Source organism: Mesorhizobium sp. M0227 (assembly GCF_040321855.1).
In the GTDB taxonomy this organism is placed as follows: Bacteria; Pseudomonadota; Alphaproteobacteria; order Rhizobiales; family Rhizobiaceae; genus Mesorhizobium.
In genome coordinates this window covers 31,956-55,142 of the sequence record NZ_JAMYSJ010000010.1, presented here as the reverse complement: position 1 = coordinate 55,142, position 23,187 = coordinate 31,956, and the positions used below count along the sequence as shown (strand labels likewise).

Genomic DNA, 23,187 nt, shown 5'->3' with positions numbered 1-23,187 from the left:
GGGACCGGCTTTACGGCACGATTCCGCATATCCCTCCCACCCTACTCCGCCCCACCCTACTCCGGCGATGGAACCGGCGGCCGTGATGTCAGCGCCGTGCCGAAGGCGGCGACAACGACGGCTGCGATCCCGGCCAGTTGCGTTGCGGTCAGGCTTTCATGCAGGAACAGGAAGCCGGCCAGTGCGCCCAGCCCCGGCTCCAGGCAGGTCAGCGTGCCGTAGATGCGCGCCGGCATGCGGGTCAGCGCCACCATCTCAAGGAAGAATGGCAACGCGCTGGAAAACAGGCCGACCAGCAGCGCGCTGACCAGGATCGACGGCGCCAGCAGCGCGGTTCCCGCCTGTGCCACGCCGAAGGGCAGCACCAGCACGGCGGCGATCGCCATGCCGTAGGCGGTGGTGCGAGTGCCAAGCTCCGCGCCGGCCTTCTGGGCCAGCACGATGTAGAGCGCCCAAAACCCGCCGGCCGCCAGCGCCAGCATCACCCCGATCGGATCAAGCGGCGCGAGGGAATGAACGAAGGGCGACAACAGCAGGATGCCGGCCACCGCCAGCGCGATCCAGGCAAAGTCGCTGGCGCGCCGCGAGCTCAAGGTCGCCACCAGAAGCGGGCCGGTAAACTCCAGCGCCACCGCGATGCCGAGCGGAATCCTGGCCAGCGCTGCGTAGAACAGGAGATTGAGCGCGGCGAGCGTCACCCCATAGGCGACCAGCCACGGCATGGTGGCACGCGAGGGCCGCATCTGCCAGGGCCGCAGCACCGCGATCAGCATCAGCGCACCGATGACCAGCCTGAGCGTCGTCGTGCCTTGCGCGCCGATCTGCGGGAACAGGCCCTTGGCGAAGGTGGCGCCGATCTGGATCGACACCATGGCGCCCATCAGTGCCGCGACCGGCAAGGGCGCTGCTTCGCGACTGGCAATCGGCGTCGATGTCACGTGATCCCATCCTCCATACCGCCGGGTTCAAACCCGACCGGCGGCATGGAGATAGGGCGAACCGGCCGACCTGTCGTGAGGCAGCCGCAACTGGCTGCTGGGGCAAGGACTGCAGGCACGCTATGAGCCTCCCGGCCGCGAAGCGTTCATTGCCGCGGCGGACAAGGAATAGCTGGAGATGATCCTGTAGGTGTGAGAGCGCAACGACAACGCTTTAGGCGGTGGCAGCCGAGCGCTTGAAGACGATGGTGACCCGCGTACCCTCGGCAGCGCTCGACTGCACGTCGAACTCCGCCCTGGCATTCTCGGTTAGCGAGCGGGCGATCAGCGCGCCGAGCTTGCCGCTCTTGGGCCAGGTCTCGCCGTCCGGCAGGCCGATGCCGTCATCGGCGATCACGATGCGGCAGCCATCACCGTCGACGATGCTGTGCAGCGTGATCGTGCCGCCGTCTCGCCCCTGGAAGGCATGTTTGAGCGCATTGGTCAAAAGTTCGTTCACCACCAGTCCGGTCGGCATGGCGACATTGATCGACACCGGATAGGTGTCGACCTTCATGTCGAGGCGGATGCCCTCGACCGCATGCGAGTTCATCACCGCCGACGCGATCTGGCTGAGATAGACGCCGAGATCGACCTCATCCTTGCCATCGTCCCCCGACAGCGTCTGGTAGAGGATCGCCAGCGCGTCGACGCGCCCTGCCAGCCTCTCGAAACGCTTCTGGTCCGGCTCGGCCGCGTTTCGCGTCTCCATCCGGATCAGTGCGGTGATCATCTGCAGATTGTTCTTCACCCGGTGCTGCAGTTCGCGCAGCAGCGTGTCCTTCTCGCGGATGCGCTCATCGATCGATCGCGCATCTTCGGTTTCGCCATGGGCAGAGACGTCGACCAGCGCCACCAGCCGGAAGCAGGCCTTGCCATTGTCGTCCTCGATGACATTGGAATAGACGTCGACGATCGCCTGTTGGTCTTCCTTCCGCTCCAGCCGGAACGTGCCGATGAAATCGGTGTCCTCGACCACGGCCTCGAACAGCGGCCGGCCCTTCTGCTTGTGCAGGCCGGTGCCGGAAAGCGCCGCCCAGTGTTGCCGAGCGAGCGTCGCCGCCTTGAGGCCGGACAGTTTCTCGAATTCCGGATTGGCATAGACGACACGCTCCTTCGCACCGAGGTCGGAGACGGCAATGGCGATCGGCACCTGGTCGAGGAACTTCTTGAACTGTTCGCTTTCCAGCGCGCTGGCAAGGTCCGGCGTTTCGAGCAGCTGCCCGACCGCTTCGGCCTTCTGTGTATCGGATGTCATCTGCGACGCCTGTGCTGTGTGATCACCATCAATAACAGCGATGCGATCTCCCCGCCATCGCCAAAGCACGAGCCGGCATTTCACGCGCCGCCACGAGCGGTGTGTCGCACAATCTCGAAATCTGCGTAGCCGCGTCGAAATACTTGACCGAGGCCCGCTCACGAGGCCGGCTTCGACGCCAGCCGTGGACCGGTCTTGACGTCGACGATCTCCGGCTTGGCACTGTCCACCGCGCCGTCCCAACCGCCGCCGAGCGCCTTGTTGAGGGCGATGTAGTTGATCGCCAGCAGGACGCGGCTTTGCAGCAGCGAGTCCTCGGCCGAGTAGAGAGAGCGCTGGGCGTCGAGCACATCGAGAAGGCTTGTCTCGCCGGCCTTGTAGAGCGTGCCTTCGAGACTTGCCGCCTCGCCATAGGACCTCGCCGACGAGGCGAGCTTGCCGATCCGGATGCGCTCCTGTGACAACAGCACCAGCGCATTCTCGACATCCTCGAGCGCCGTCAGCACCGAAGACCGGTATGCGATGAAATATTGATCGCGCTGCGCCTTGGCGACCTCGACGGCGGCCTGCAATTGACCGGCATTGAACACCGGCACGCTGAGCGTCGGCCCGAACGACCAGCCAATCGACGAATTCTTGCCGAGATCGCCGAGCTTCAGCGCCGCCGTGCTGATGTCTCCCGTCAGGCTGACCGAGGGATAACGGGCGGCTTCGGCCTGGCCGACCTTGGCGGTGTATTGCGCATATTGGCGCTCCGCCATGCGCAAATCGGGCCGCGACAGCAGGAGGTCGGCGGGAATTCCGGTGGGCATCGGCAGGCGTGGTGCAGGGATTGGGGCGACCCGCTTCAGCCGCTCGTTGAGCGAGGCAGGCGGCCGGCCGGCCAGCACCGCGAGACGATGCACGGCCTGGGCATAGCTTGCCTCCAGCGTCGGCACCGCGGCTTCGGTGCTCGCTGCCTGCCCCATCGCCTTGGCGACATCGGCGGCGGTCGCCGTGCCCGCCTGAGCCATGGTGCGGGTAAGTTCGGCGGTCTGCCTTTGCGACGCGACCGAACGGCGGGCGAGCGCGATGCGGGCCTGGTAGCCGCGCGCCTGGGCATAATAGGAAGCGACATCACCGACCAGGGTGAGAAGCGTCGAGCGCAGTTCCTCCTGTGAGGCGTCCAGCCCGTAACGCGCGGCCTCGACGCCCCTGCGGTTGGCGCCGAACAGGTCGAGTTCCCAGCTGGCGTCAAAGCCGGCCTGATACTCGCTGTAGGTGGCATCAGAGCCTGACGTGGCTTCTGACGACTTGTTGCGGGAGACCGAGCCGGAGCCGTCGGCCGACGGCAGCAACGTGCCGGCACTCTGGCGATAGCTGGCGCGCGCCTCGCGGATCCTGGCCTTGGCGGTGGCGACATCGAGATTACCGGCAACCGCTTCCTCGACAAGCGTGTTCAACTCGGGATCGCGCAGCCGCTGCCACCATTTCGACAGTTGCGCCGGCAGGGCAGGCTTTGTCGGCTTCTGGCCGCTCCAGCTTGCAGGCATCGCCAATATCGGCGTCTGATAATCCGGACCGACGACGCATCCCGCGAGCAGGACAGCGGTAAGCATAGGCGCAAGGAGCCGCCTCGCGGCCACCGAGCCACGTTCCAAGCCTGTCATGTGAAGTTTTCCTTATTGCTGGTTGGCCGTCACCGGCGTCTCGCCCGTATCTGGTTTGGCCGCCCTGCCCTTGAAGATGCGTCGCACCGTGACGAACAATAGCGGCACCAGGAACACGCCGATGACCGTCGCCGCGATCATGCCGCCCATCACGCCGATGCCGACCGAGTTCTGCGCGCCCGAGCCCGCGCCGCTGGCAATCGCCAGCGGCAGCACGCCGAGGATAAAGGCCAGCGACGTCATCAGGATCGGCCGCAGCCGCTGTCGCGCCGCCTCCAGCGTCGCCTCGACCAGCCCCATCCCGGCGGTCTGCCGCTCGATGGCGAACTCGACGATGAGGATGGCGTTCTTGGCGGCTAGACCGATCGTGGTCAGCAGGCCGACTTTGAAATAGACGTCGTTGGACTGGCCGAACAGGCTTGCCGCCAGCAGCGCGCCGAAGATGCCGATCGGCACCGACAGCATGACCGCGAACGGGATCGACCAGCTCTCATAAAGTGCTGCCAGGCACAGGAACACCACAAGTGCCGAGATCGCATAGAGCGACAGCGCCTGGTTGCCGGAAAGCTTCTCCTGGTGCGACAGCCCTGTCCATTCGTGGGAATAGCCGGCGGGCAGTTGCGCGACAAGCTTGTCGATCTCGTCCATGGCGGCACCCGAGCTGACGCCCGTGGCCGCCGCTCCCTGGATCTCGACCGCCGCCGAACCATTGTAGCGCTCCAGCCTGGGCGAACCGAATGTCCAATGGCTGGAGGCAAAGGCCGAGAACGGCACCATCGCGCCGCTGGCATTGCGGACCTGCCATTTGTCCAAATCTTCCGGCTGCATGCGGAAGTTCGGGTCCGACTGCAGATAGACTGGTTTCACCCGCCCGCGATCGATGAAGTCGTTGACGTAGTCGCTGCCCCAGGCGGTCGAAAGCGTGTTGTTGATGTCGGCCAAGCTGACGCCCAGCGCGCTGGCTTTTTCCTGGTCGATGTCGACCGAGAATTGCGGCTGGTCTTCCTGCCCGTTGGGCCTTGTGTTGGCGAGCAGCTTGCTCTGCCCGGCCAGGGCCAGAAGCTGGTTGCGCGTCTGGATCAGCGCGTCATGGCCGGCGCCGTTGACGTCCTGCAGGTAGAAGTCGAAGCCGTTGGTGTTGCCGAAGCCCTGGATGGCCGGAGGCGCGAGCGCGAAGACCTGCGCATCCCTGATCTTCGAAAACGCGCCCATTGCCCGGCCGGCGATTGCCTGTGCGGCCGAGGCCGGCGATTTGCGCAGGTCGAAATCCTTCAGCCGCACGAAAGCGATGCCGACATTCTGCCCTGCGCCGCCGAAGCCGAAGCCGGAGGCGGTGAACACCCCGTCGACGACGTCCTTCTCCTGGTTGAGATAATGGTTGGTCACCTCTGCCAGCACGCGCTCCGTGCGATCCTGCGTCGCGCCGACCGGCAGCTGCACGCTGGTGATCAGGATGCCCTGGTCCTCTTCCGGCAGGAACGAACTCGGCAGCCGGGCAAACATCCAGCCCACGGCAACGACGATGGCCAGGAACACGACGAGGAAACGCCAGGACCGGTTGATGATGCCGTGCGAGCCGTCGCGATAGGCAAGCGTGCCGCGATCGAAGACCCGGTTGAACCAGCCGAACGGACCGGTCTGCGTCGCATGGTCCTTGGGCGGCCGCAGGATCGTGGCGCAAAGTGCGGGAGTCAGCACCAGTGCGACCAGCACGGACAGCACCATCGCCGAGACGATGGTCACCGAGAATTGCCGGTAGATGATGCCGGTCGAACCGCCGAAGAAAGCCATCGGCACGAACACGGCCGAAAGCACGGTGGCGATGCCGATCAGCGCGCCGGTGATTTCGTGCATCGACTTGCGCGTCGCCTCTTTCGGCGGCAGGCCCTCTTCCTGCATCACGCGTTCGACATTCTCGACCACGACGATGGCGTCGTCGACCAGCAGGCCGATCGCCAGCACCATGGCGAACATGGTCAGCGTGTTGACGGAATAGCCGAACAGCGACAGCACGCCGAACGTGCCGAGCAGCACCACCGGCACGGCAATCGTCGGGATGATGGTGGCGCGCAAATTCTGCAGGAAAATGAACATCACCAGGAACACCAGCACGATCGCTTCGGCCAGCGTCTTGACCACCTCCTCGATCGACAGCCGCACGAAAGGCGAAGTGTCGTAGGGATAGACGACCTCGACGCCTTGCGGGAAGGTCGAGCTCAGCCGGGCGATCGTCGAGCGCACCGCCTCGGCGGTGTTGATGGCATTGGCGCCGGTCGCCAAATTGACGGCGACGCCCGCCGCCGGCTTGCCGTTGTAATTGGCCTGCGTCGTATAGCTTTCGGCGCCGAGTTCGACGGTGGCGACGTCGTTGAGGCGTACCAGCGAGCCGTCCGTCTGGCTCTTCAGGATGATGTTGCGGAACTGTTCGGCGGTCTGCAGCCGGCTCTTAGCCGTCACGGTGGCATTGAGCTGCTGGCCCTTGCGTGCCGGCAGGCCGCCGAGCTGGCCGGCCGAAACCTGCGTGTTCTGCGCCTCGATCGCCGAGGCCACGTCGCTCGGCATCAAGGCGTATTTGGCGAGCTTGTCGGGGTCGAGCCAGATGCGCATGGCATAGCCGGAGCCGAACAGCTGCGTCGAGCCGACACCCTCGACGCGCTTCAGCGTGTCGTTGACGGTGGCATCGACATAGTCGGCGAGATCGGTCGAGTTCATCTTGCCGTCGGTCGACACGAAGCCGATGACCATCAGGAAGCCGGTCGAGGATTTGGAGACGGTGATGCCGTTGCTCTGCACCACCTGCGGCAGCTGCGACTGCACCAGCTGAAGCTTGTTCTGCGTCTGCACCTGGGCGGTATCGGGATCGGCTGATGTGGTGAAGGTCAGCGTGATCGAGGCCGAACCGGTCGAGGTCGACGTCGCCGTCATGTAGTCGAGATTGTCGATGCCGGTCATGCCCTGCTCGATGACCTTGGTCACCGAGTTCTCGACGGTCTGCGCGTCGGCGCCCGGATAGGTGGCGCTGATATTGACCGTGGTCGGCGCGATCTGCGGATATTGCGAGATCGGCAGCGAGGTGAGCGCCAGAAGCCCGCCCAGCATGATCACGATGGCGATCACCCAGGCGAAGATCGGCCGGTTGATGAAGAATACGGACATCGCTCAGTTCCCGGCCGCGGCGGCAGGCGCCGGTTTCGCCGCATTGGACGCGGCCGGCGCGGCGGAAGTGCCCTGCCCGCGGTCCTTGACCTCGCCTGTCGTCTCGTCGATCGTCACTTCGACGCCCGTCGCGTCGCCGCCGGGGCGCACCAACTGCATGCCCTCGACGATGACGCGGTCGCCGTCGCCGACACCCGAATCCACCAGCCAGTTGTTGCCGACGCTGTTGCGCACTGCGAGCACGCGCGTCTCGACCTTGCCCTGCGCATTGATGACCATGGCGGTCGCCTCACCCTTGGTGTTGCGGCTGACGGCGCGCTGCGGCACCAGGAAACTGTTCTGGGCGACGCCCTCCTCGACCAGCGCGCGCACATACATGCCGGGCAAAAGCAGGCGGTCGGGATTGGGGAATTCGGCCCTGAGCGCGAAGGTGCCGGTGGTCTGGTCGACATTCGCGCCGGCGAATTCCAGCTTGCCGGTCTGCGTGTAGATGGTGCCGTTCTCAAGCTTCAGCTTGACGCTGACATTGGGGCCGCTGAACTTCAGCCGCCCTTCCGAGATCGCCTGGCGCAGATTGAGCAGGTTGGTGCTCGACTGCGTGACGTCGACATTGATGGGATCGAGGGCACGGATGGTCGTCAGCACAGTGTCCTGGTTGGCGGTCACCAGCGCACCCGGCGTCAGCGTGGACTTGTCTATGCGGCCGGCGATCGGCGCGGTGATCGAGGTCCGGTCGAGGCTGATGCGCGCGGTCTCGGCACTGGCCTTGGCCGAGGCGACATCGGCTTGCGCCTGTGCCAGCGTGGCGGCGGCATCGTCATAATCCTGTTTGGAAACAACGTTCTGCTTCAACAGACCGGCATAACGGTCGAACTTGGCCTGTGCGGTGGGCACCGCCGCTTGCGCCTTCTGCTGTGCGGCGACCGCGCTGTCATACGACGCCTTGTAGCTCGCCGGATCGATGAGGTAGAGCGGCTGTCCCGCCGCCACCTCGCTGCCCTCCTTGAACAGGCGCTGCTGGATGATGCCGTTCACTTGCGGGCGCACCTCGGCAACCAGCGAGGCCGCGGTGCGTCCCGACAGTTCGGCGGTGATCGCCACCGATTGCGGATGCAAGGTGACGACACCGACTTCCGGTTTGCCGGGCGCGCCCATGCCGGCGGGGGCGCTGCTCTCCTGCGAGCAGGCCGCCAGCAGAAGAGTGGCGGCGAACATCGCGGCCCAGGGCGCCAGACGGCGTGCCGAAAAACGAGGCTGGCTAGACTTGGAAATCATGGCCTGGATCTTTCCCTGGAGTTGCGTACGCGCTGGCAATGGACCGCTTGGTCGAGGGGCATGCCGATCCATATGATGATAGGCCGCACCCGTCGGCGGGCGGCGACGAGCAATGCTTCGAAGCGGCTCATGTCGCGCTCCTTCTCGTCGGCCGGAGCTGCTCGAAGGTCGAGTAGCTGGCCGCGATGCCCACCGACATCATTATGCCGATCAGCGAGGACATGCCAAGCGCCTTGCCGGAGTTCACGCGATCTTGCGGTCATGATGTCCATGATTGTCGAGCGGCTGCGAGAGCGGAAGCGACACCCGCCAGGCGGCGAAGCGCAGGCGGATCGCGCCCTTCAGCGTGTCGGCCGGCAGAGCCAGTGGCAGGCCGCGTCCGGCATGGTCGAGTGACAATCTCGGGCTGGCGGACGCGAGCAGCCGCAGCAGTATCATGGCTTCCCACATCGTCGTGCTTCCGTTTGATTTGAACTGGGCATGATTTGAAAAACAGGGATGGCGAAGATACGCCCGCCATCCCTGAAAGAGACCGGCCGGCCCGAGAACGGGTTGGGTACCGGGCCGGCCGGCGCAGCCGGTCAGAGTTCTCAGCCGTTCCCGGGCTGGGGCGGCGGACTGCCATCGTTGGGCAGACCTCGGGGGCCGGCTGCATCATCCGGCGGACCGCCCCAGGGACCGGGGGGTGGTCCGTGGGGACGTTCCGCCGAAGCGAGGATTTCGAGCTGTTCGGGCGTCAGCTTGGCGCGCAGTGCCGCGATCGCGTCTTTCAGCTTGCCGGCCGAAACCGCGCGGGCCGTGACGTCGTCGGCCAGTTTTTCCTGGAAGGCGAAGGGATCGCGCTTGCCGTCAGGGCCGGCTGAGTCGGAGCCCTTCGCTTCAGGACTGCCGGAGCCATCAGGACCACCGGGCCGCCCATGATCGGGCCGTGGCGGCGCCAGCACGGCCTGCAGCGCGCTGGTGTAGTCGCGCCAGGCGTCGAGCTGTTCGGAGCGGATGCCGACGCGGGTCTCGAGCGCTGCCAGCCGGGCGGCCAGCATGAATTCCGGCGGCGGACCCATGCGGCGGGGGCCAAAGCCTTCCGGTCCAAAACCTCGCGGGCCAAAACCCTGCGGACCATGCCGCATCGGCCCGTGCGGGCCGGGTCCGGCCATCGGGCCATGATCGGGTCCATCCTGCATTGCCCCACTCTGCTGGGCCATGACCGGTGGCGGCTCGCCGGGGGCGGCACCCGGATCGCGCTGTGTCGCCAGCACGGGGTGAATTGCGGCGACGGAAAACAGGCCGAGCGCAACAAGTCTGCTTCGCATGACGGTGTTCCTTTCTCTCATGCTTCGGACAAATGAGAGGATAGGAAGCGTATTTGTCCGCTTCGCGTCGGCGTATTGCCGAAGGTTTCCGCAAGAGGGCAATTTGTAACTGAATGTTTCCCACGGCCTGCCGGAAACATTCAGTTGCAATTTTCCGTGCCGCTTGGACGCGGCTCTCCCTATAATCGCGGCCAAGGCAAGGGCACGGTCATGCAGTCACAACCCCATATCCTCGTCGTCGACGACGACCGCGAGATCAGGACGCTTCTCCAGCGCTATCTCGACAGCCAGGGCTTTCGTGTCACAGCTGCGGCGGACCGGCGCGAATGCGAACAGAGGCTGGGCGCGGGCCAGTTCGACCTGATCGTGCTCGACGTCATGCTGCCGGACGGCTCGGGGCTCGATATCTGCCGGGCCTTGCGTGACCGCAAGCCGCATATCCCGGTCATCCTGCTGACGGCGCTGAAAGAAGATGTCGACCGCATCATCGGCCTGGAACTCGGCGCCGACGACTATCTCGGCAAGCCGTTCAACCCGCGTGAGCTCATTGCCCGCATCCGCGCCGTGCTCAGGCGCTCGGCTCCCGAGGAGGCGCCCGCCTCCCCTCGCGCGCGTACCTACCGCTTCGCCGGCTACAGGCTGGAGCCGGACACCCGCAAGGTGACGGATGCACAAGGCGTGGCCGTCGACCTTACGGGCGCCGAGTTCGACCTCTTGCAGGTGTTTCTCGACCGCCCCGGCCGGCTTTTATCGCGCGACCAGCTTCTCGACCTGACGCAAGGCCGCGAGCGCGACCCGCTGGAGCGTTCGGTCGATGTGCTGGTGAGCCGGCTGCGCCGGAAATTTTCCGACACCGGCGACGGGCCGCTGTTCAAGACCGTGCGCAATGGCGGCTACCAACTCACCGCGCGCGTCGAGACCGTGGAGAGCCACGCGTGAACTCGCTGCGCCGCCGTCTCATCCTGCTGCTGGTCGCCTCGATCGTCGGCGTCGTCGGCCTGGCGACGGCCGCCGTCATCAGCGTGCGCGGCGGCGGACCGCCGCCGGAACTGACCGTGCCCTGGATTGCCCAACAGATGGAACTGGTGGTGCGGCTTTTGCCGGGGCCGATCCCCGACGTCCTGCGGGTGCAATTCGCCGACCATCCGGCGGGCGGCAAGGTGGCTCGTGCGGAAACGGCGATGCTCAACGACATCCTGCACCGCCGTGGCCTCGACTTTCCGGCGGTCGTCAACGAGAAGACGGACGAACCCGGCCAGATCGCATCGATGCACCTGCCTGACCGCCGCTGGGCGATCATGGAGGTGCCGCATCTCAAGCCCCCAAGGCGCGAATGGCTGGTCTTGGCCGGCTGGATCTCGCTGATCGTCGCCGGCGCCACGGCGGTGTCGGTCTATTTCACCTCGGTGCTGATCCGCCCGCTCGAGATGCTGGAGGCCGCCGTCTCCAAGATCGGATCGGATGGCGTCCTGGCGGCGGTGCCGGAAGTGGGCTCGGCCGAGGTCAAGGCCACCGCGCATGCGCTGAACCAGCTCTCGTCGCGGCTGCGGACCGCCATGGAAAGCCGAATGCGGCTGGTCGCCGCCGCCGGCCATGATCTGCGAACGCCGATGACGCGCATGCGGCTGCGCGCCGAATTCCTCGACGACGAACGCGACAAATGGCTTCACGACCTCGACGAACTCGACCGCATCGCCGATAGCGCCATCCGCTTGGTGCGCGAAGAAGTGAACCAGGACGCCGTCGAACCGGTCGACCTGGCAAAGACGGTGCGCGATATCGAAGCCGAGATGGTATCGCTCGGCCATGCCGTCTCGATCGGGCACCTGGACAAGGTTTGCGTGCGGGCCGGCGCGCTTGGCCTGCGCCGCGCCTTGCGCAACCTGATCGTCAACGCCGCCACCCATGGCAAGGCGTGCCGCATCGACTTGGCCGCAGCCGACAATCGCGCCGTGCTGACCATATCTGACCATGGCCCGGGCATACCCACGGAACTCCTGAACAAGGCGTTCGAGCCCTTCTTCCGCGTCGACCCCGGCCGCCTGCAATCCGTTCCCGGAGCCGGTCTTGGCCTCGCCATCGCCAAGGAAATCATCGAGCGCTACGGCGGCATCGTGACGCTGCAAAACCGCCGGGGCGGCGGACTGGAGCAGACGGTGGTGTTCGAGGCCGTGTGACGGTCGGCGGTCAGCCGAGTAACCGGCGTTGCGCACGGCAACCGACGAAAAATAGAGACGATGCTGCACCGCGCAAAGCCAATGGTTCCAAATCATTTCTCTAAGGATCCAGGACCGAGCCCATATATCCAAAATATAGATTACAAAATTTCTTGTGATCTAACAAAGAACCAGGCTCTCAAGCCAAGTGTTCTCCGATCAACCGAGGCGGGAACATCGGAACAACTTAAACCACAGCGTTTAAGTTCTGAAGAAAATTGCCAAAATTGGCGATAACCGCCCGGTTTTTGTCAATTTTTAGCGCTTGCTCACATAAGTATTTCAGCTGGGTAGATTTTTTGTGTTGCGCCGCACAATGCCGTAGCCGAACGATCTCCCGGGGGACTCGTTTGCGACTGGACATATGCCGTGGAGGATCCCGTCAGGTTGACTAGCTTGAGCTGTCCGTCCGTCGATTTCGGGCCGAGCCCGATCGGACTCGCCCCAATCGGACTCGCAAAGCGCGCGTTTGCCGGCGCCATGGCGGATCTCGTCCGCCTTGGCCTGCCGCTCGAAACGGCGGGCTGGCGTAACGCCGGCGGAAGCCGCTGATGGGAAGCGCCCGCGACGTCCAACTTGATGCGTTGAGAGCCATCGCCGTGACGATGGTGTTGTATTCCCATTTCTTCGCCGCTGGAGGATCTTCATTCTGGGGCCATATCGGCGTGCGGCTGTTCTTCGTGCTGAGCGGCTTCCTCATCACGCGCCTGCTCCTGGACGCGCGTTCGGCCGCCGAATTCGAGACCGGCCCCGCGCTGCGATCCTTCTATATCAGGCGAGGCTTGCGGATATTTCCGCCCTATTTTGCCGTCCTGGGTTTCGTCTGGCTGGTCGACCTGGACCAATCCAGGGGATCGCTGGTCTGGCATGCGCTTTACCTGTCGAATTTCTGGTATGCGCTGCGCAATGACTGGAACCCTTGGGTGCTGTGCCATTTCTGGAGCCTGAGCATCGAGGAGCAGTTCTATCTTGCCTGGCCGCTGGTCGTCCTTTTGGCCCCACGCCGCCGCTTCGAACAGATCTGCATCGGCGTCATCGCACTGTCGCTGGCCTATCGCTTCTATTGGCCGATCACCGCCACGCCGGCGCTGGCGCGCGACCTGCTGCCGCCGGCGTCCATGGATGCGCTGGCGACGGGCGCGCTGCTTGCCTGCTGGCGGTCCAGGGGGGCGGCCCTGCCGCATTGGATGCGACTGGGCTGGCCTGGCTTCGCGGCCGCATTCCTTGTCATCGAGTGGTTTGTGCCAGCGCCTGCCGATCCGATGCTGGAATGGACCCACTGGCTCGTGCGGCAGGTCCTGCCCCTGGTGCCACTGATGGTCATCGTAGCCGCCTGTTCGCGCGGCCTTGGCGGCATCCTGGGCAAGCTTGCCGAACTGCCGCCGCTGCTTGGCCTCGGCCGCATCAGCTACGGCATCTATCTCTACCATCCGATATTGCTGTCGCTCGCCGTCAAGGCGCAGCCCTGGATTCCGCTCAACGTCTCGGAGCAAGGGCCAGGGCGATTCCTGGTTGCGAGCGCCGCCACGATTGTCGCGGCCTCGATTTCCTGGGTGGTTTTCGAGAGGCCGCTCAACAGCCTGAAGCGCCACTTCCCCTATGTCGCGCGCACCCGCTCCGCACAGGGCAGCCCTGGCGGCTGGCTCGCGACGGCGGCCGGCGGATCGCCCGATGGCCGCACACCGGCGCTCGAACTCCAGCGCACGGATGCAAGACGATGACCGCCGCGCCGCTCGTCTCCGTCCTGTTGCCGGTCTACAATGCCGGCCCCTATCTCGCCGCCGCGCTGGGAAGCATCCTGCGGCAGGACTACGGCCGCCTGGAGATCATCGCTATCGATGACGGCTCGACCGACAATTCGCTCGAGATACTCGAGCGCTGCCAAAAGGCCGACAGCCGCATTTCGATCGTCTCGCGTGAAAACCGCGGCCTTGTCGCGACGCTCAACGAAGGGCTGGCGCTCGCCCGGGGCGAACTGGTCGCGCGGATGGACGCCGACGACGTCGCCTATCCCTGGCGTTTGTCGCGCCAGGTGGCGCTGTTCGAGCGGCGGCCCGAACTGGGCTTCTGCGGCGCCGGCGTCGACATGTTGATCCGCGGCCGCATCGCCATCGGCAGGCCGGATCCGGTGTTCCAGTTCGGCCGCATCCCTGTATTGGCGATGTTCTTCACGATCTTCATGCACCCGACGGTCGTCTACAACAGGAAGGTCATCGACGACGGCGTTCTCCACTACGACCAGACCTACAGGCACGCCGAGGACTTCGATCTTTTCAGGCGGCTGGCCAGCCGCTACCCGGCAGCCATGATGCCCGAAAACCTGGTCGTGTACCGCGTCCATCAGGCAAGCGTGACCAGCCGGCACGTCAAGGAGATGCGCAGGACGCATTTGCGGATCGTGGCCGAGAACCTCGAGCGCGAGGGCCTGGCGCAGGCCACGCGGGACCTGCGCGACATTGGCGACGCGGTCAGCCACGACACGGTTGCCCGTGCGGCCGGCTTCATCGTCGCGCTGGAGGAGGAAATCCGCTCGCTGCCGGCGGCGACGCGGCCGAGCTTCGAGGCCGGCGCGCTGAACCTGTTCTATTTCCTCTACCAGCTGGTGGCCGACGAAAAGCAGCCCGCGCTGACGCATGAATTGCTGACGCGGACCGCGAAATGGAATGCCATCCGGCGCCGCGAGCAATATGCGCTGCGGCCCGGCGCCTGGGCGCCCTGGCTCAGCCTTGCCTCGCTGTCGGCCGCCAGACAAGCCGATGCCATGGCATACTTCTTCAAATCCGCGCCCGCCGCGGCGGTTCTGGCGTCTCATCGGTTGAGTTAGGGGCATGATCGTCAAAGCCAACCAACCTCTGCAGCGCGATCGTTCGACGGCGCTTGGCCCTGCCCCGGCCGGTCCCCGCCCGGAACGAGCGGCGCCGGAAGTCAGCTTCATCATCTGCACGCGCAATCGCGTCGCCGTGCTCGATGCCTGTATCAAGTCGGTGCAAGCCGCGTGCCGCGCACATGCCGGCTTCGCCGCCGAACTCGTGGTCGTCGACAACGGTTCGAGCGACCGCACGGCCGAACGCCTGGCCAGCATCGCCGCTGCGTCGGACATTCCGTTCACGCCGGTCTGCGAGCCGCGCCCCGGACTGGCGGCCGCGCGCAACGCCGGGCTGCGGCGCGCGCGCGGCCGTGTGCTGGTCTTCGTCGACGATGACTGCGCGGTCCATCGCGACTATTTGCGCGATCTGGAGCGACACTATGCGTCCGGGGAACAATGGCTCATCCGGGGCGGACGTGTCGAGCTTGGCGATGCCAGGGATTTGCCGTTCACCATCAAGCGGTCGTGGGCGCGCGAGCGGCTGACGCCAGATGTTCATCCCGGCGGTTTCGTGCTGGGCTGCAACATGACGATGCACCGCGACGTCGCGGCCCGCATCGGCTATTTCGACGAACGCTTCGGCGCGGGCGGACCATTGCGGTCGGCCGAGGATACCGATTATCTCGTGCGCGCGATGCTGCTCGGCATCGCAGTCGAGTATGTGCCTGATATGACGATATTCCATCATCATGGCCGGCGGGATCGCAAAGCCATCGAAAAGCTCCACCGCGACTACAGCCTGGGCAATGGCGGGCTCTGCCTGAAGCATATTCGCCATGCGCCCTGGCTGCTTCGCCATTTCTGCTGGGCCGCAAGAGGGGCTATCCGGGAATTGGCGGGAGGCCCCGCCTTCGATCGTGAACTCAACCTGCCGCACTGGCCGATCGTCGCCATGAATTTGCTCGGCGCGGCCAGGTTCGCGGTTCTCCTTCTGGCCAGACGGCCGCGGGCCGAGCCAGTGCGGCAAGATCAGCAAGCCAATGCCCAGGCGAGGTGAAACGCTATAATGCCGATGCTGCCGCCAAGCCTGCCGATGCTGTTCCGGGCGTGCGGAAAGCGGCAACTGCGCCTGCTTCCGGCGGTGGTGGTACTCGGCCTGCTCAGCGCCGTCCTCGAAGGGTTCGGCATCGGCCTGATCATCCCATTGCTGGGCATCATCATGGGACATGGGGATGCGGCCGGAATGGGCGGCTTCTCCGCTGTCCTCCAGCATGTCGGATCGGGCTTGAGCGAGCGCCACCGGCTGATCGTCATTTCGGTCGCCATCCTCGGCTCGATCATCCTGAAGAACGTCTTCGCCTTCGCCAACACGCTGCTGACGACCTTCATCTCCGGCAAGGCAAGCCATTCCATCCGCAGCGCCCTGTCGGAGCAGCTGTTGCGGGTCGGCTACCCATTCTTCCTGCGGCAAAGCCCCGGGCGCCTGCTCAACATCATCTCCAACGAATCCTGGCGGGCCTCCGATGCGATCCAGATCATGCTGTCGGCCATCGTCAGCGCATCGGCCGCCATCATCCTCTTGGCTTTCCTGTTGCTGCTTTCGTGGCGCATGACGCTTCTGGTCACGCTCGGACTGGCGCTCGTCCAGATCGCGCACGCCATCCTCTCTGCCAATCTGAAGGAGCCCAGCCGCAGCGTCGCTTCGCGCAACGGCCACCTCGCCTCGCAGATGCTTCACCTTGTGCATGCCGGACGGCTGATCCGCATCTTCGGACAGGAGAACCGGGAAAAGGCGATATTCGACACGGCGTCGGATGCGGTTCGCCGCGCCTCCTTCGCGCTGCTCGTGCGCCAGGGAGCGCTGCCGCCGCTGACGGAGGTTCTCCACGCCATGCTGTTCCTGGCGGTGGTGATCGGCGCCTGGCTGGCGCAGGTGAGTTTCCCGCTGATCATCGCGTTCGTCATCCTGCTCTACAGGCTGCAGCCGCATATGCGGGCCCTGCAGGGGTCGTGGAGCCAGTTGCAGGGCCTGAGCGGATCGCTCGAAGAGGTGACATGGCTGCTGGATCCCGCCGGCAAGCCGCAACCGCCGCAAGGCGACGAGCCGTTCCACGGCCTGCGCCAGGGCATCAAGTTCGACGATGTGACATTCACCTATTCCGGTACGGACCGGCGCGAGGTCGTGCTGCATGCGGCGACATTCGAAATCCGCGGCGGCCGCTCGACGGCGCTGATCGGCCGCTCGGGCGCCGGCAAAACGACGATCGTCAATCTCCTGTGCCGCTTCGTCGAACCGGACACTGGCAGCATCCTCGTCGATGGATCGCCGCTCGACGGGATCGACGCCAGCCAGTGGCGACGGCACATCGCCCTGGCCAGTCAGGAACTGGAATTGGTCGATGGCAGCATTTTTGAAAACATAACCTACGGGCAGGATACGGCGACAGCCGGCGACGCCGAGGCCGCCGCAAGACTGGCCGAAGCGCACGAGTTCATCGAAAGGCTGCCTCAGGGCTACGAGACGCTGGTCGGCTACAGGGGCGTCAATCTGTCGGCGGGACAGAGGCAGCGGATCGCCTTGGCGAGAGCCCTGGTCCGCGATCCCGATCTCCTCATCCTGGACGAAGCCACCAATGCGGTGGACGGGCTGTCGGAAGCGGCCATCGTCGAGACCCTGAAGTCGAGAGCCGGCCGCCGCACGACTATCGTCATCAGCCACCACCACAGCACAATCTCGTTCTGCGACGACGTGGTCATCCTGAGCGGCGGCCGCGTGAAAAAGCAGGCCCCTTTCGGCGCCCTGGCCTCGCTCAGCATGGACGAGCTTTATCAGCACGAGCCGCTCGACTGAGGAGGCACCGGGCCGGCCGCGATCGTTTCCCGGGCGTGTTTGCAGCCTCCGGCCGGCGGGCCGTCGCAAAGGTTCGAATCAGAAGCTTGGGGAAGTGCCGCTGGCACCTTCCGTGATCGCACCAATGCCGTGCGGGACCGAGGCGCGCTACCTTGCCTGTGCGGCGGACCTGTCGATCCGCCTGGCCGGTGCCCCATTGGGCTTACTCTCCGGGTGAGGTGCCGGCCTCCCATGCACAAAAGACCTGAAGCGGGTCACCTGAAGCCCTTCAGCGCCACACTTCAGCTAGCGGCGCCGACATTCCTGCGCATGCGCCGCCTGCCCGTCGTCCGTGCTTTCTTCGCCATCGCCCCGGCTATCTCGACCACGCCGTCCTCGCGCGGCCTGCCATTGGTGGCCTTGTGGAGCCGCTCGTAGGGCAGCAGTTCCTTGATGCGGGCATTGAGCGATGCGATTTCAGCTTTGAGGTCCTCGCATTCCTGCCTCTGCACGTCGAACTGTATCTGTTCGGACGCCTGTTGCAGCGTCAGCTGAGAAAGGTTGGCGTTCACCTTGGAAAGACTCATCTTGTCGCTTTCGCTCTCCTGGGTCAGCGCGGACAATCTTTCATCGGCGATCTTCTTTTCGGCCAAGGCATCGTTCAGTTCGCTCTTGAGCCTGGCGATCTCGCCTGCGGCTTCGCTGTTTTCGGTCGAGGTTTGCTCCAGCCGCGATTGCAGGTTCTGGATCTCCGAGCTCAACCCGCGCATTTCCGCCTGGCTGCGAGCCAGCTCGGCTTCCTTGTCGCCTTCCATCATGCGTGCTGCTTCGTTCGTTTCCGACAGCTTCGCCTGTGCGGCCTCGAGCGACTTCTGGAGCCGCATCTCCTCTTTGTCGCTCTTGCCGAGCGCGGCCAGCAGCTCCGCCAGCCGCGCTGCTTCGCTGGCATGGATCGTCGAGAGCTCGTCGAGCCTGTGGCGCGCCTGCGATTCCCGCTTCAGCGCCTTGTCGAGTTCGATCGAGAGGTTGACGTGCTTTTCGCGCAGCATCTTGCTTTCGCGCAAGCGCCTGTTGGCCTCGACCGTCCTGGCGGTCAGCCGCTTGGCGATGTCGCCGAACTCCGCTTCACGTTTGGCGCTCGCATTGGCTGTCTCCACCAGTTCCAGCCTTACCGCGGCAAGTGCCGCACGAAGCGTCTCCCGGTCCTGAACCAGGCTTGTCTCGCGCTGCTGCAGCGCTTCGAAAGCGCCGTCACGCTCGCGCAATTTTCTCGTCGCATCGTGCAGCTTCTCCGACAGCGCCCTCTGTTCGGCGGCCAGAGCGGCATTGGCAACCTCCAGCTCGTTGGCGCGCAGGATGTCGCTGTGCAGGATGTTGAGGAATTCACGCGTCAGATGGTGTGAGGTGCCGATCTCCGACAGCTTGTCGTTGATCTCCTCCAGATAGTCCCTGGCGTCATGGAAGAGACCTTCGAAGGCGCTCAATGCAGCCAGCCGGGTCTGTGTATGGGCCGTCAGTCGTGGCGCGGTTTCGGAACTGTCCGCATCGCCCGCAGCGTCGGCCTTCCTGGCGTTGTCGTCATTTGCCGCGTCGGCCTGGGGTGGCCCGTCATCGGCTGCCGCCTGGGCATCCGGCACATCGTCGCTCTCCGACGGCACCAGGTCGTTGGCGTCGAGACTTGCATCCAGCGCGTCCGCCAAATCGATCTGCAGGTCCTGGATCGCTTTATCCACGTCTTCAGCACGCTTGATCAGGCCTCTGAAGTTCATCACCAAACTCCCCTTACGCATACCTCGCTTCGAACTTAACAAATTGCTAATATATCCTTACATCCGCTGCTTGCGCAGGGGAAGCCCCGTCGGCACAAAGGTAAATTTGGGACATTTGGGGGTTGAAATAGCCCGAACAACCAATGCCGCAGCCGAAAAGAGCCGGATCCTCTGACAGTGTGGAGGTCTGAAGGACGGCAAGACCGCGGCCGCTCAGGAAGAGCCCGCGCGCGAGACCTCGAGGGCAGAGAGAACTTGCCTGATCCCTCTTGGCAGGCGCAGGATGACTATCGCGGGCCGGGCCGAGTGCTCTACCCCAAACGGTCTCAGCTGCTTTTCGGGGCTGGTACCAACTGGATCGGAGGTCGCTCGCCGGACGCGTTGCCCAGCGCGATGGCGACGCGGTCGCGCCCACTACCCTTGGCCTCGTAGAGCGCGTGATCCGCGGCGTTGGTCAATTCGGCCCAGCCCACGCCATGCTCGGGGTAGGCGGCGACACCGAACGAGGCTGTGACGGTGCCCAGCGTTCGGCCGCGATGCGTCAAATGAAGCTTCCTGATTGCCTGGCGCAGCGCTTCCGCCCGCTCGGCACCTTCCTGGACCGAGCTTCCCGGCATGACCAGGGCAAACTCCTCGCCGCCGTAGCGCGACACGACATCGCTATCCCTGGCGTGCTCGATCAAGGTGGCGGCGACCTGCTTCAGGACGAGATCGCCGGCTTCGTGGCCGAACGTATCGTTGAACTGCTTGAAATGGTCGACATCGAGCATGATGATCACCAGCGGCTGGCCCGAGCGCTCCATCCGGCGCAGTTCGCGGCTGCTCGTCTCCTCGAGATATCGCCGGTTGAACAGACTGGTGTTCGGATCGCGGATCGACTGCTGCCGCAGCGTCTCGCGCAGGCGCAGATTGGCCAGGGCGAGCGCCAGCGTGTCGACGACACCGCGCAGGATCTGCTGTCTTTCAGTCAGCCATTGTGGCTTCTCGGCCGCATTCGGCTCGCACAGATGAAGGATGCCCAGCGTCTCGCCTTGGGCCGCCAGAGGCATGCAGACATAGCCCTTCTTGCCGTTCTCGGTGATATGCGCGCAGCGCGGCGTGAGCATGCCGGGGCCAGCGACATGTTCCTGGCCGCGCCTGAGCGCCCAGCAGTCTTCCGGCGCGAATTGCGTGGCGCTCGAGCGGACGTCGCCCCAATGCGCCATCTCTTCCACCAGGTTGCGCGACGCGCTGGTCAAGTGGACGGTTCCGCTCAAGCCACCGAGGAACTCGGCCATGGCCGTGCCGACCACCGAGAACGCTTCCGGGAAGGTGACGCAGGCCTGCAGCAGTTCGCCAAGCTTCACCAGACGGGTCGTGGTCTCGGACTTGTCGTGCAGCTCGCGGTTGAGGAGCGCCAGCTGATCGGCACGCTCGTTGACCACTCCTTCCGCGCGGCGCAGCTCGCTGATGTCGTTGAGCGTGAGGACCAGGCCGCCTTCGGACCTGCTGAGCGGACTGCAACTGGCGATGACCGGCAGATGCGAGCCGTCGGATCTGGTCAGGCGCACTTCGCCCTGGTGTTGCCGGCCCGTGGCTAACGCCATTTCGATGGGAGAAGCGCCAGCGGCGAACGCACCGCCTCTGGGGTCGCGAACCGTCAGCACCGAATCCCATTGCTGCCCGACGATCTTGTCGGCGCGCCGCCCGATCATCGTTGCCGCCGCTGGATTGGCGCTGGCGACGCGGCCGTCGCCGTTCAGAACCGCGATGCCTTCGGCAGCCGTTTCGACGATGTCCTCGACATGCGCACGCGCCGATGCAAGCTGGTCCGCCATCGTGTTGAAGCCATGGGCCAGCTGCCCGAATTCATCGTTGCGGGCGTGGCTGATGCGCGTCATGGCGTTGCCTTTCGCCAGCGCTTCCATGCCGCGCATCATGTCCCCGAGGCCAGAGCTGAAACGACGGAGCAGCAGCCATGCGAAGCCGACCGCGACCAGCACGGCGGCCGTCGCGCTGAGGCCAACCAGCCAGAGCAGGCTGTTGGTGCTTTGTTCGGCGGCCTGCAGAACGGGGTCATATTCCAGCAGCACGGCGCCGATGATCGTATCCTCGGGATTTTCGATCGGAACGGCCAGTATGGCGTTCACTTCCTCCGGGTCGACAAATCTGCGCGGAATGCCGTCCGCCAAGGTCTGGCCTATTTCGTTGCCGGGGTCGTGACCGAATTTGTCGCCGACCTGGTGCTCTTCGTCGGCGGCATGGGCAAGGATGGTCTTGTTGTTGTCGAGGACCAGGAAATCCCGGTGCAGGCGGCGGTGCTGGTGCTCCATGAATTGCTTGAGCGCCTCGGGCCGCTCGAGCAGCGAAGGCGTCCCATCGGATGATTTGAAAACGATGGTGTCGGCCAATTCCCGCGCGACGTTGGTCGCTTCGGTCAACCCCAACGATTTGGTCGCCGCGATCTGCGTAAAGATCGCAACGCCGCCGACCAGCCCGATCAGGGCCGCGGCGGCCACCATGGAGAGAATGATCTGGCTCTTGATACGCATGTCATGGCTCCGCCGAGAACGACAGCATTGCGCATGTCAAATCGAGCCAGCATCTCATTTCCGGCTTTTTATTACCAAATGCTTATCAACGTCCTAACGATGGCAGGCGATGCCGCTCCACACGCGGAGGGAGCGGACTGGGCTCCCCACCTCCCCCTTGTGGGGAGGTCGGACCGCAGGTCCGGGTGGGGGTGCTGGCGCCAACCCCCACCCCGATCCGCTTTGCGGATCGACTTGCCGGGGCGAGCCACCGGTCTCGCCCTTCCTTCGGACCCCCACAAGGGGGAGGGTAAAGTCACCCCGCCATGGCCATCGGCACGGCGCTTTTGTTGGGGATCTGGATGTCGATTTCCAGCGTCGACATGGTCTCGCCGCGGTCCATCGAGACCTGCAGATAGTCCTGGTCGATCTGCACATGCTTGGCGATGACGGCCATGATCTCCTCGCGCAGGATGGAGACGAGATCGGGCTGGCTGCGGTTGCGGCGCTCATAGGCGAGCAGCACTTGCAGCCGCTCGCGCGCCACCGGGGCGCTGGAGCGCCGCTTGAAGATGTCGAGCAGGTTCATGCCGCCCTCCTTCCCAAAAGACGATCGAGGAAGCCCTTGCGCTCGAAGGGCACGATGACGGGCAATTCCTCGCCCTCCAGCCGCCTGGCAGCGTCGATATAAGCCTTGGCGGCAGAATTGAGCGGCTCCGACAGCGTCACCGGCGAACCGAGGTTGGAGGCGCGCAGCACGTCCTGGCTTTCCGGAATGATGCCGAGCAGCGGCACGGACAGGATTTCCAGCACGTCATCGATGGACAGCATTTCGCCACGCGAGGCGCGCGCTGCATCGTAGCGGGTGACCAGCACATGCTTGGCGATCTGCTCGCCCTGCTCGGCCCGCAAGGTGCGGGCGTCGAGCAGGCCGATGATGCGATCGGAATCGCGCACCGACGACACTTCCGGATTGGTGACGATGACCGCCTCGTCGGCAAAGCGCATGGCGAGCTGCGCGCCGCGCTCGATGCCGGCCGGGCTGTCGCAGAACACGTAGTCGAACACCGAGCGCAGCTTGTCGATGACTTCGCCGACGCCCTCCTCGGTCAGCGCATCCTTGTCGCGCGTCTGCGAGGCAGGCAGCAGGAACAGCGTCTCGACCCGCTTGTCGCGAATCAGCGCCTGCGAGAGTTTCGCCTGGCCCTGGATGACGTTGACGAGGTCGAACACCACCCGCCGCTCGGCGCCCATGATCAGGTCGAGGTTGCGCAGGCCGACGTCAAAGTCGACCAAGGCCACCTTCTTGCCGGTCTTGGCCACGGCCGCCCCGAGGGCCGCCGTCGAGGTCGTCTTGCCGACGCCCCCCTTGCCCGAGGTGACCACCACTACCTTGCCCATTGAAAAGCCTCCGTTGTTGTTTTCTTGGTC

The 23,187-nt window shown here is 64.9% G+C and carries 17 protein-coding genes; 6 read left to right on the top strand and 11 right to left on the bottom strand.

What is annotated here, in order from left to right; translation table 11 throughout:
• Window positions 1–56: 56 nt before the first annotated feature.
• The 7 genes from NKJ00_RS15880 to NKJ00_RS15850 all read right to left on the bottom strand — a co-directional run bounded on the left by NKJ00_RS15880 (window position 57) and on the right by NKJ00_RS15850 (window position 9,625).
• Entirely contained in the window at window positions 57–938 is an 882-nt protein-coding gene (locus NKJ00_RS15880; RefSeq protein WP_031213978.1) for an EamA family transporter, read from the bottom strand.
• A gap of 214 nt (window positions 939–1,152) precedes the next feature.
• Complete coding sequence (locus NKJ00_RS15875) at window positions 1,153–2,235, bottom strand: sensor histidine kinase (protein ID WP_128305724.1); 1,083 nt, start codon at window positions 2,233–2,235, stop codon at window positions 1,153–1,155.
• Window positions 2,236–2,393: 158 nt separating this feature from the next.
• A complete protein-coding gene (locus tag NKJ00_RS15870; RefSeq protein WP_128305725.1) occupies window positions 2,394–3,884 on the bottom strand; it encodes an efflux transporter outer membrane subunit in 1,491 nt (496 codons plus the stop codon).
• Between the two features lie 12 nt (window positions 3,885–3,896).
• Window positions 3,897–7,040, bottom strand: coding sequence for an efflux RND transporter permease subunit (locus tag NKJ00_RS15865; RefSeq protein WP_128305726.1), 3,144 nt, complete (start codon window positions 7,038–7,040; stop codon window positions 3,897–3,899).
• A 3-nt stretch (window positions 7,041–7,043) separates the two neighbouring features.
• The gene (locus NKJ00_RS15860) at window positions 7,044–8,315 is read right to left on the bottom strand and encodes an efflux RND transporter periplasmic adaptor subunit (RefSeq protein WP_502895815.1); all 1,272 of its coding nucleotides are present in this window, start codon (window positions 8,313–8,315) and stop codon (window positions 7,044–7,046) included.
• Between the two features lie 243 nt (window positions 8,316–8,558).
• A complete protein-coding gene (locus NKJ00_RS15855; protein WP_352611136.1) occupies window positions 8,559–8,765 on the bottom strand; it encodes a hypothetical protein in 207 nt (68 codons plus the stop codon).
• Window positions 8,766–8,905: 140 nt separating this feature from the next.
• Entirely contained in the window at window positions 8,906–9,625 is a 720-nt protein-coding gene (locus tag NKJ00_RS15850; protein ID WP_352630330.1) for a hypothetical protein, read from the bottom strand.
• Window positions 9,626–9,835: 210 nt separating this feature from the next.
• Between NKJ00_RS15850 and NKJ00_RS15845 the strand changes: the two genes are divergently transcribed.
• The 6 genes from NKJ00_RS15845 to NKJ00_RS15820 all read left to right on the top strand — a co-directional run bounded on the left by NKJ00_RS15845 (window position 9,836) and on the right by NKJ00_RS15820 (window position 17,498).
• Window positions 9,836–10,564, top strand: coding sequence for a response regulator (locus tag NKJ00_RS15845; protein ID WP_127296965.1), 729 nt, complete (start codon window positions 9,836–9,838; stop codon window positions 10,562–10,564).
• Window positions 10,561–11,802, top strand: a complete 1,242-nt coding sequence (locus NKJ00_RS15840) for an ATP-binding protein (RefSeq protein WP_352441812.1) — start codon at window positions 10,561–10,563, stop codon at window positions 11,800–11,802. The genes NKJ00_RS15845 and NKJ00_RS15840 overlap by 4 nt, the downstream gene beginning before the upstream one ends.
• Before the next feature lie 590 nt (window positions 11,803–12,392).
• Window positions 12,393–13,562, top strand: a complete 1,170-nt coding sequence (locus NKJ00_RS15835) for an acyltransferase family protein (RefSeq protein ID WP_352611135.1) — start codon at window positions 12,393–12,395, stop codon at window positions 13,560–13,562.
• Window positions 13,559–14,665 carry a glycosyltransferase family 2 protein gene (locus NKJ00_RS15830; protein WP_352611133.1) on the top strand — a complete coding sequence of 369 codons (1,107 nt, stop codon included), beginning with the start codon at window positions 13,559–13,561 and terminating at the stop codon, window positions 14,663–14,665. The genes NKJ00_RS15835 and NKJ00_RS15830 overlap by 4 nt, the downstream gene beginning before the upstream one ends.
• A gap of 4 nt (window positions 14,666–14,669) precedes the next feature.
• Complete coding sequence (locus NKJ00_RS15825) at window positions 14,670–15,704, top strand: glycosyltransferase family 2 protein (protein WP_128305732.1); 1,035 nt, start codon at window positions 14,670–14,672, stop codon at window positions 15,702–15,704.
• A 9-nt stretch (window positions 15,705–15,713) separates the two neighbouring features.
• Complete coding sequence (locus NKJ00_RS15820) at window positions 15,714–17,498, top strand: ABC transporter ATP-binding protein (protein ID WP_352611132.1); 1,785 nt, start codon at window positions 15,714–15,716, stop codon at window positions 17,496–17,498.
• Window positions 17,499–17,779: 281 nt separating this feature from the next.
• Here the strand turns inward: NKJ00_RS15820 and NKJ00_RS15815 are convergent, their stop codons facing one another.
• The 4 genes from NKJ00_RS15815 to minD all read right to left on the bottom strand — a co-directional run bounded on the left by NKJ00_RS15815 (window position 17,780) and on the right by minD (window position 23,157).
• Entirely contained in the window at window positions 17,780–19,246 is a 1,467-nt protein-coding gene (locus tag NKJ00_RS15815) for a coiled-coil domain-containing protein (protein ID WP_352611131.1), read from the bottom strand.
• 326 nt (window positions 19,247–19,572) lie between these two features.
• Window positions 19,573–21,777: a sensor domain-containing diguanylate cyclase gene (locus NKJ00_RS15810; protein WP_023813380.1), complete on the bottom strand. Its 2,205-nt coding sequence runs from the start codon at window positions 21,775–21,777 to the stop codon at window positions 19,573–19,575.
• Between the two features lie 295 nt (window positions 21,778–22,072).
• Window positions 22,073–22,345 carry a cell division topological specificity factor MinE gene (minE, locus tag NKJ00_RS15805; protein WP_023813379.1) on the bottom strand — a complete coding sequence of 91 codons (273 nt, stop codon included), beginning with the start codon at window positions 22,343–22,345 and terminating at the stop codon, window positions 22,073–22,075.
• Window positions 22,342–23,157 carry a septum site-determining protein MinD gene (gene minD, locus NKJ00_RS15800; protein ID WP_013530671.1) on the bottom strand — a complete coding sequence of 272 codons (816 nt, stop codon included), beginning with the start codon at window positions 23,155–23,157 and terminating at the stop codon, window positions 22,342–22,344. The genes minE and minD overlap by 4 nt, the downstream gene beginning before the upstream one ends.
• Window positions 23,158–23,187: the final 30 nt, after the last annotated feature.

Coding starts and splice junctions, on each gene's coding strand:
- NKJ00_RS15830 (WP_352611133.1), top strand. CDS start 13,559: ATGACCGCCGCGCCGCTCGTCTCCGTCCTGTTGCCGGTCTACAATGCC.
- NKJ00_RS15875 (WP_128305724.1), bottom strand. CDS start 2,235: ATGACATCCGATACACAGAAGGCCGAAGCGGTCGGGCAGCTGCTCGAA.
- NKJ00_RS15850 (WP_352630330.1), bottom strand. CDS start 9,625: ATGCGAAGCAGACTTGTTGCGCTCGGCCTGTTTTCCGTCGCCGCAATT.
- NKJ00_RS15810 (WP_023813380.1), bottom strand. CDS start 21,777: ATGCGTATCAAGAGCCAGATCATTCTCTCCATGGTGGCCGCCGCGGCC.
- NKJ00_RS15820 (WP_352611132.1), top strand. CDS start 15,714: ATGCCGATGCTGCCGCCAAGCCTGCCGATGCTGTTCCGGGCGTGCGGA.
- NKJ00_RS15835 (WP_352611135.1), top strand. CDS start 12,393: ATGGGAAGCGCCCGCGACGTCCAACTTGATGCGTTGAGAGCCATCGCC.
- NKJ00_RS15865 (WP_128305726.1), bottom strand. CDS start 7,040: ATGTCCGTATTCTTCATCAACCGGCCGATCTTCGCCTGGGTGATCGCC.
- NKJ00_RS15815 (WP_352611131.1), bottom strand. CDS start 19,246: ATGAACTTCAGAGGCCTGATCAAGCGTGCTGAAGACGTGGATAAAGCG.
- NKJ00_RS15825 (WP_128305732.1), top strand. CDS start 14,670: ATGATCGTCAAAGCCAACCAACCTCTGCAGCGCGATCGTTCGACGGCG.
- NKJ00_RS15845 (WP_127296965.1), top strand. CDS start 9,836: ATGCAGTCACAACCCCATATCCTCGTCGTCGACGACGACCGCGAGATC.
- NKJ00_RS15870 (WP_128305725.1), bottom strand. CDS start 3,884: ATGACAGGCTTGGAACGTGGCTCGGTGGCCGCGAGGCGGCTCCTTGCG.
- NKJ00_RS15860 (WP_502895815.1), bottom strand. CDS start 8,315: ATGATTTCCAAGTCTAGCCAGCCTCGTTTTTCGGCACGCCGTCTGGCG.
- minD (WP_013530671.1), bottom strand. CDS start 23,157: ATGGGCAAGGTAGTGGTGGTCACCTCGGGCAAGGGGGGCGTCGGCAAG.
- minE (WP_023813379.1), bottom strand. CDS start 22,345: ATGAACCTGCTCGACATCTTCAAGCGGCGCTCCAGCGCCCCGGTGGCG.
- NKJ00_RS15855 (WP_352611136.1), bottom strand. CDS start 8,765: ATGTGGGAAGCCATGATACTGCTGCGGCTGCTCGCGTCCGCCAGCCCG.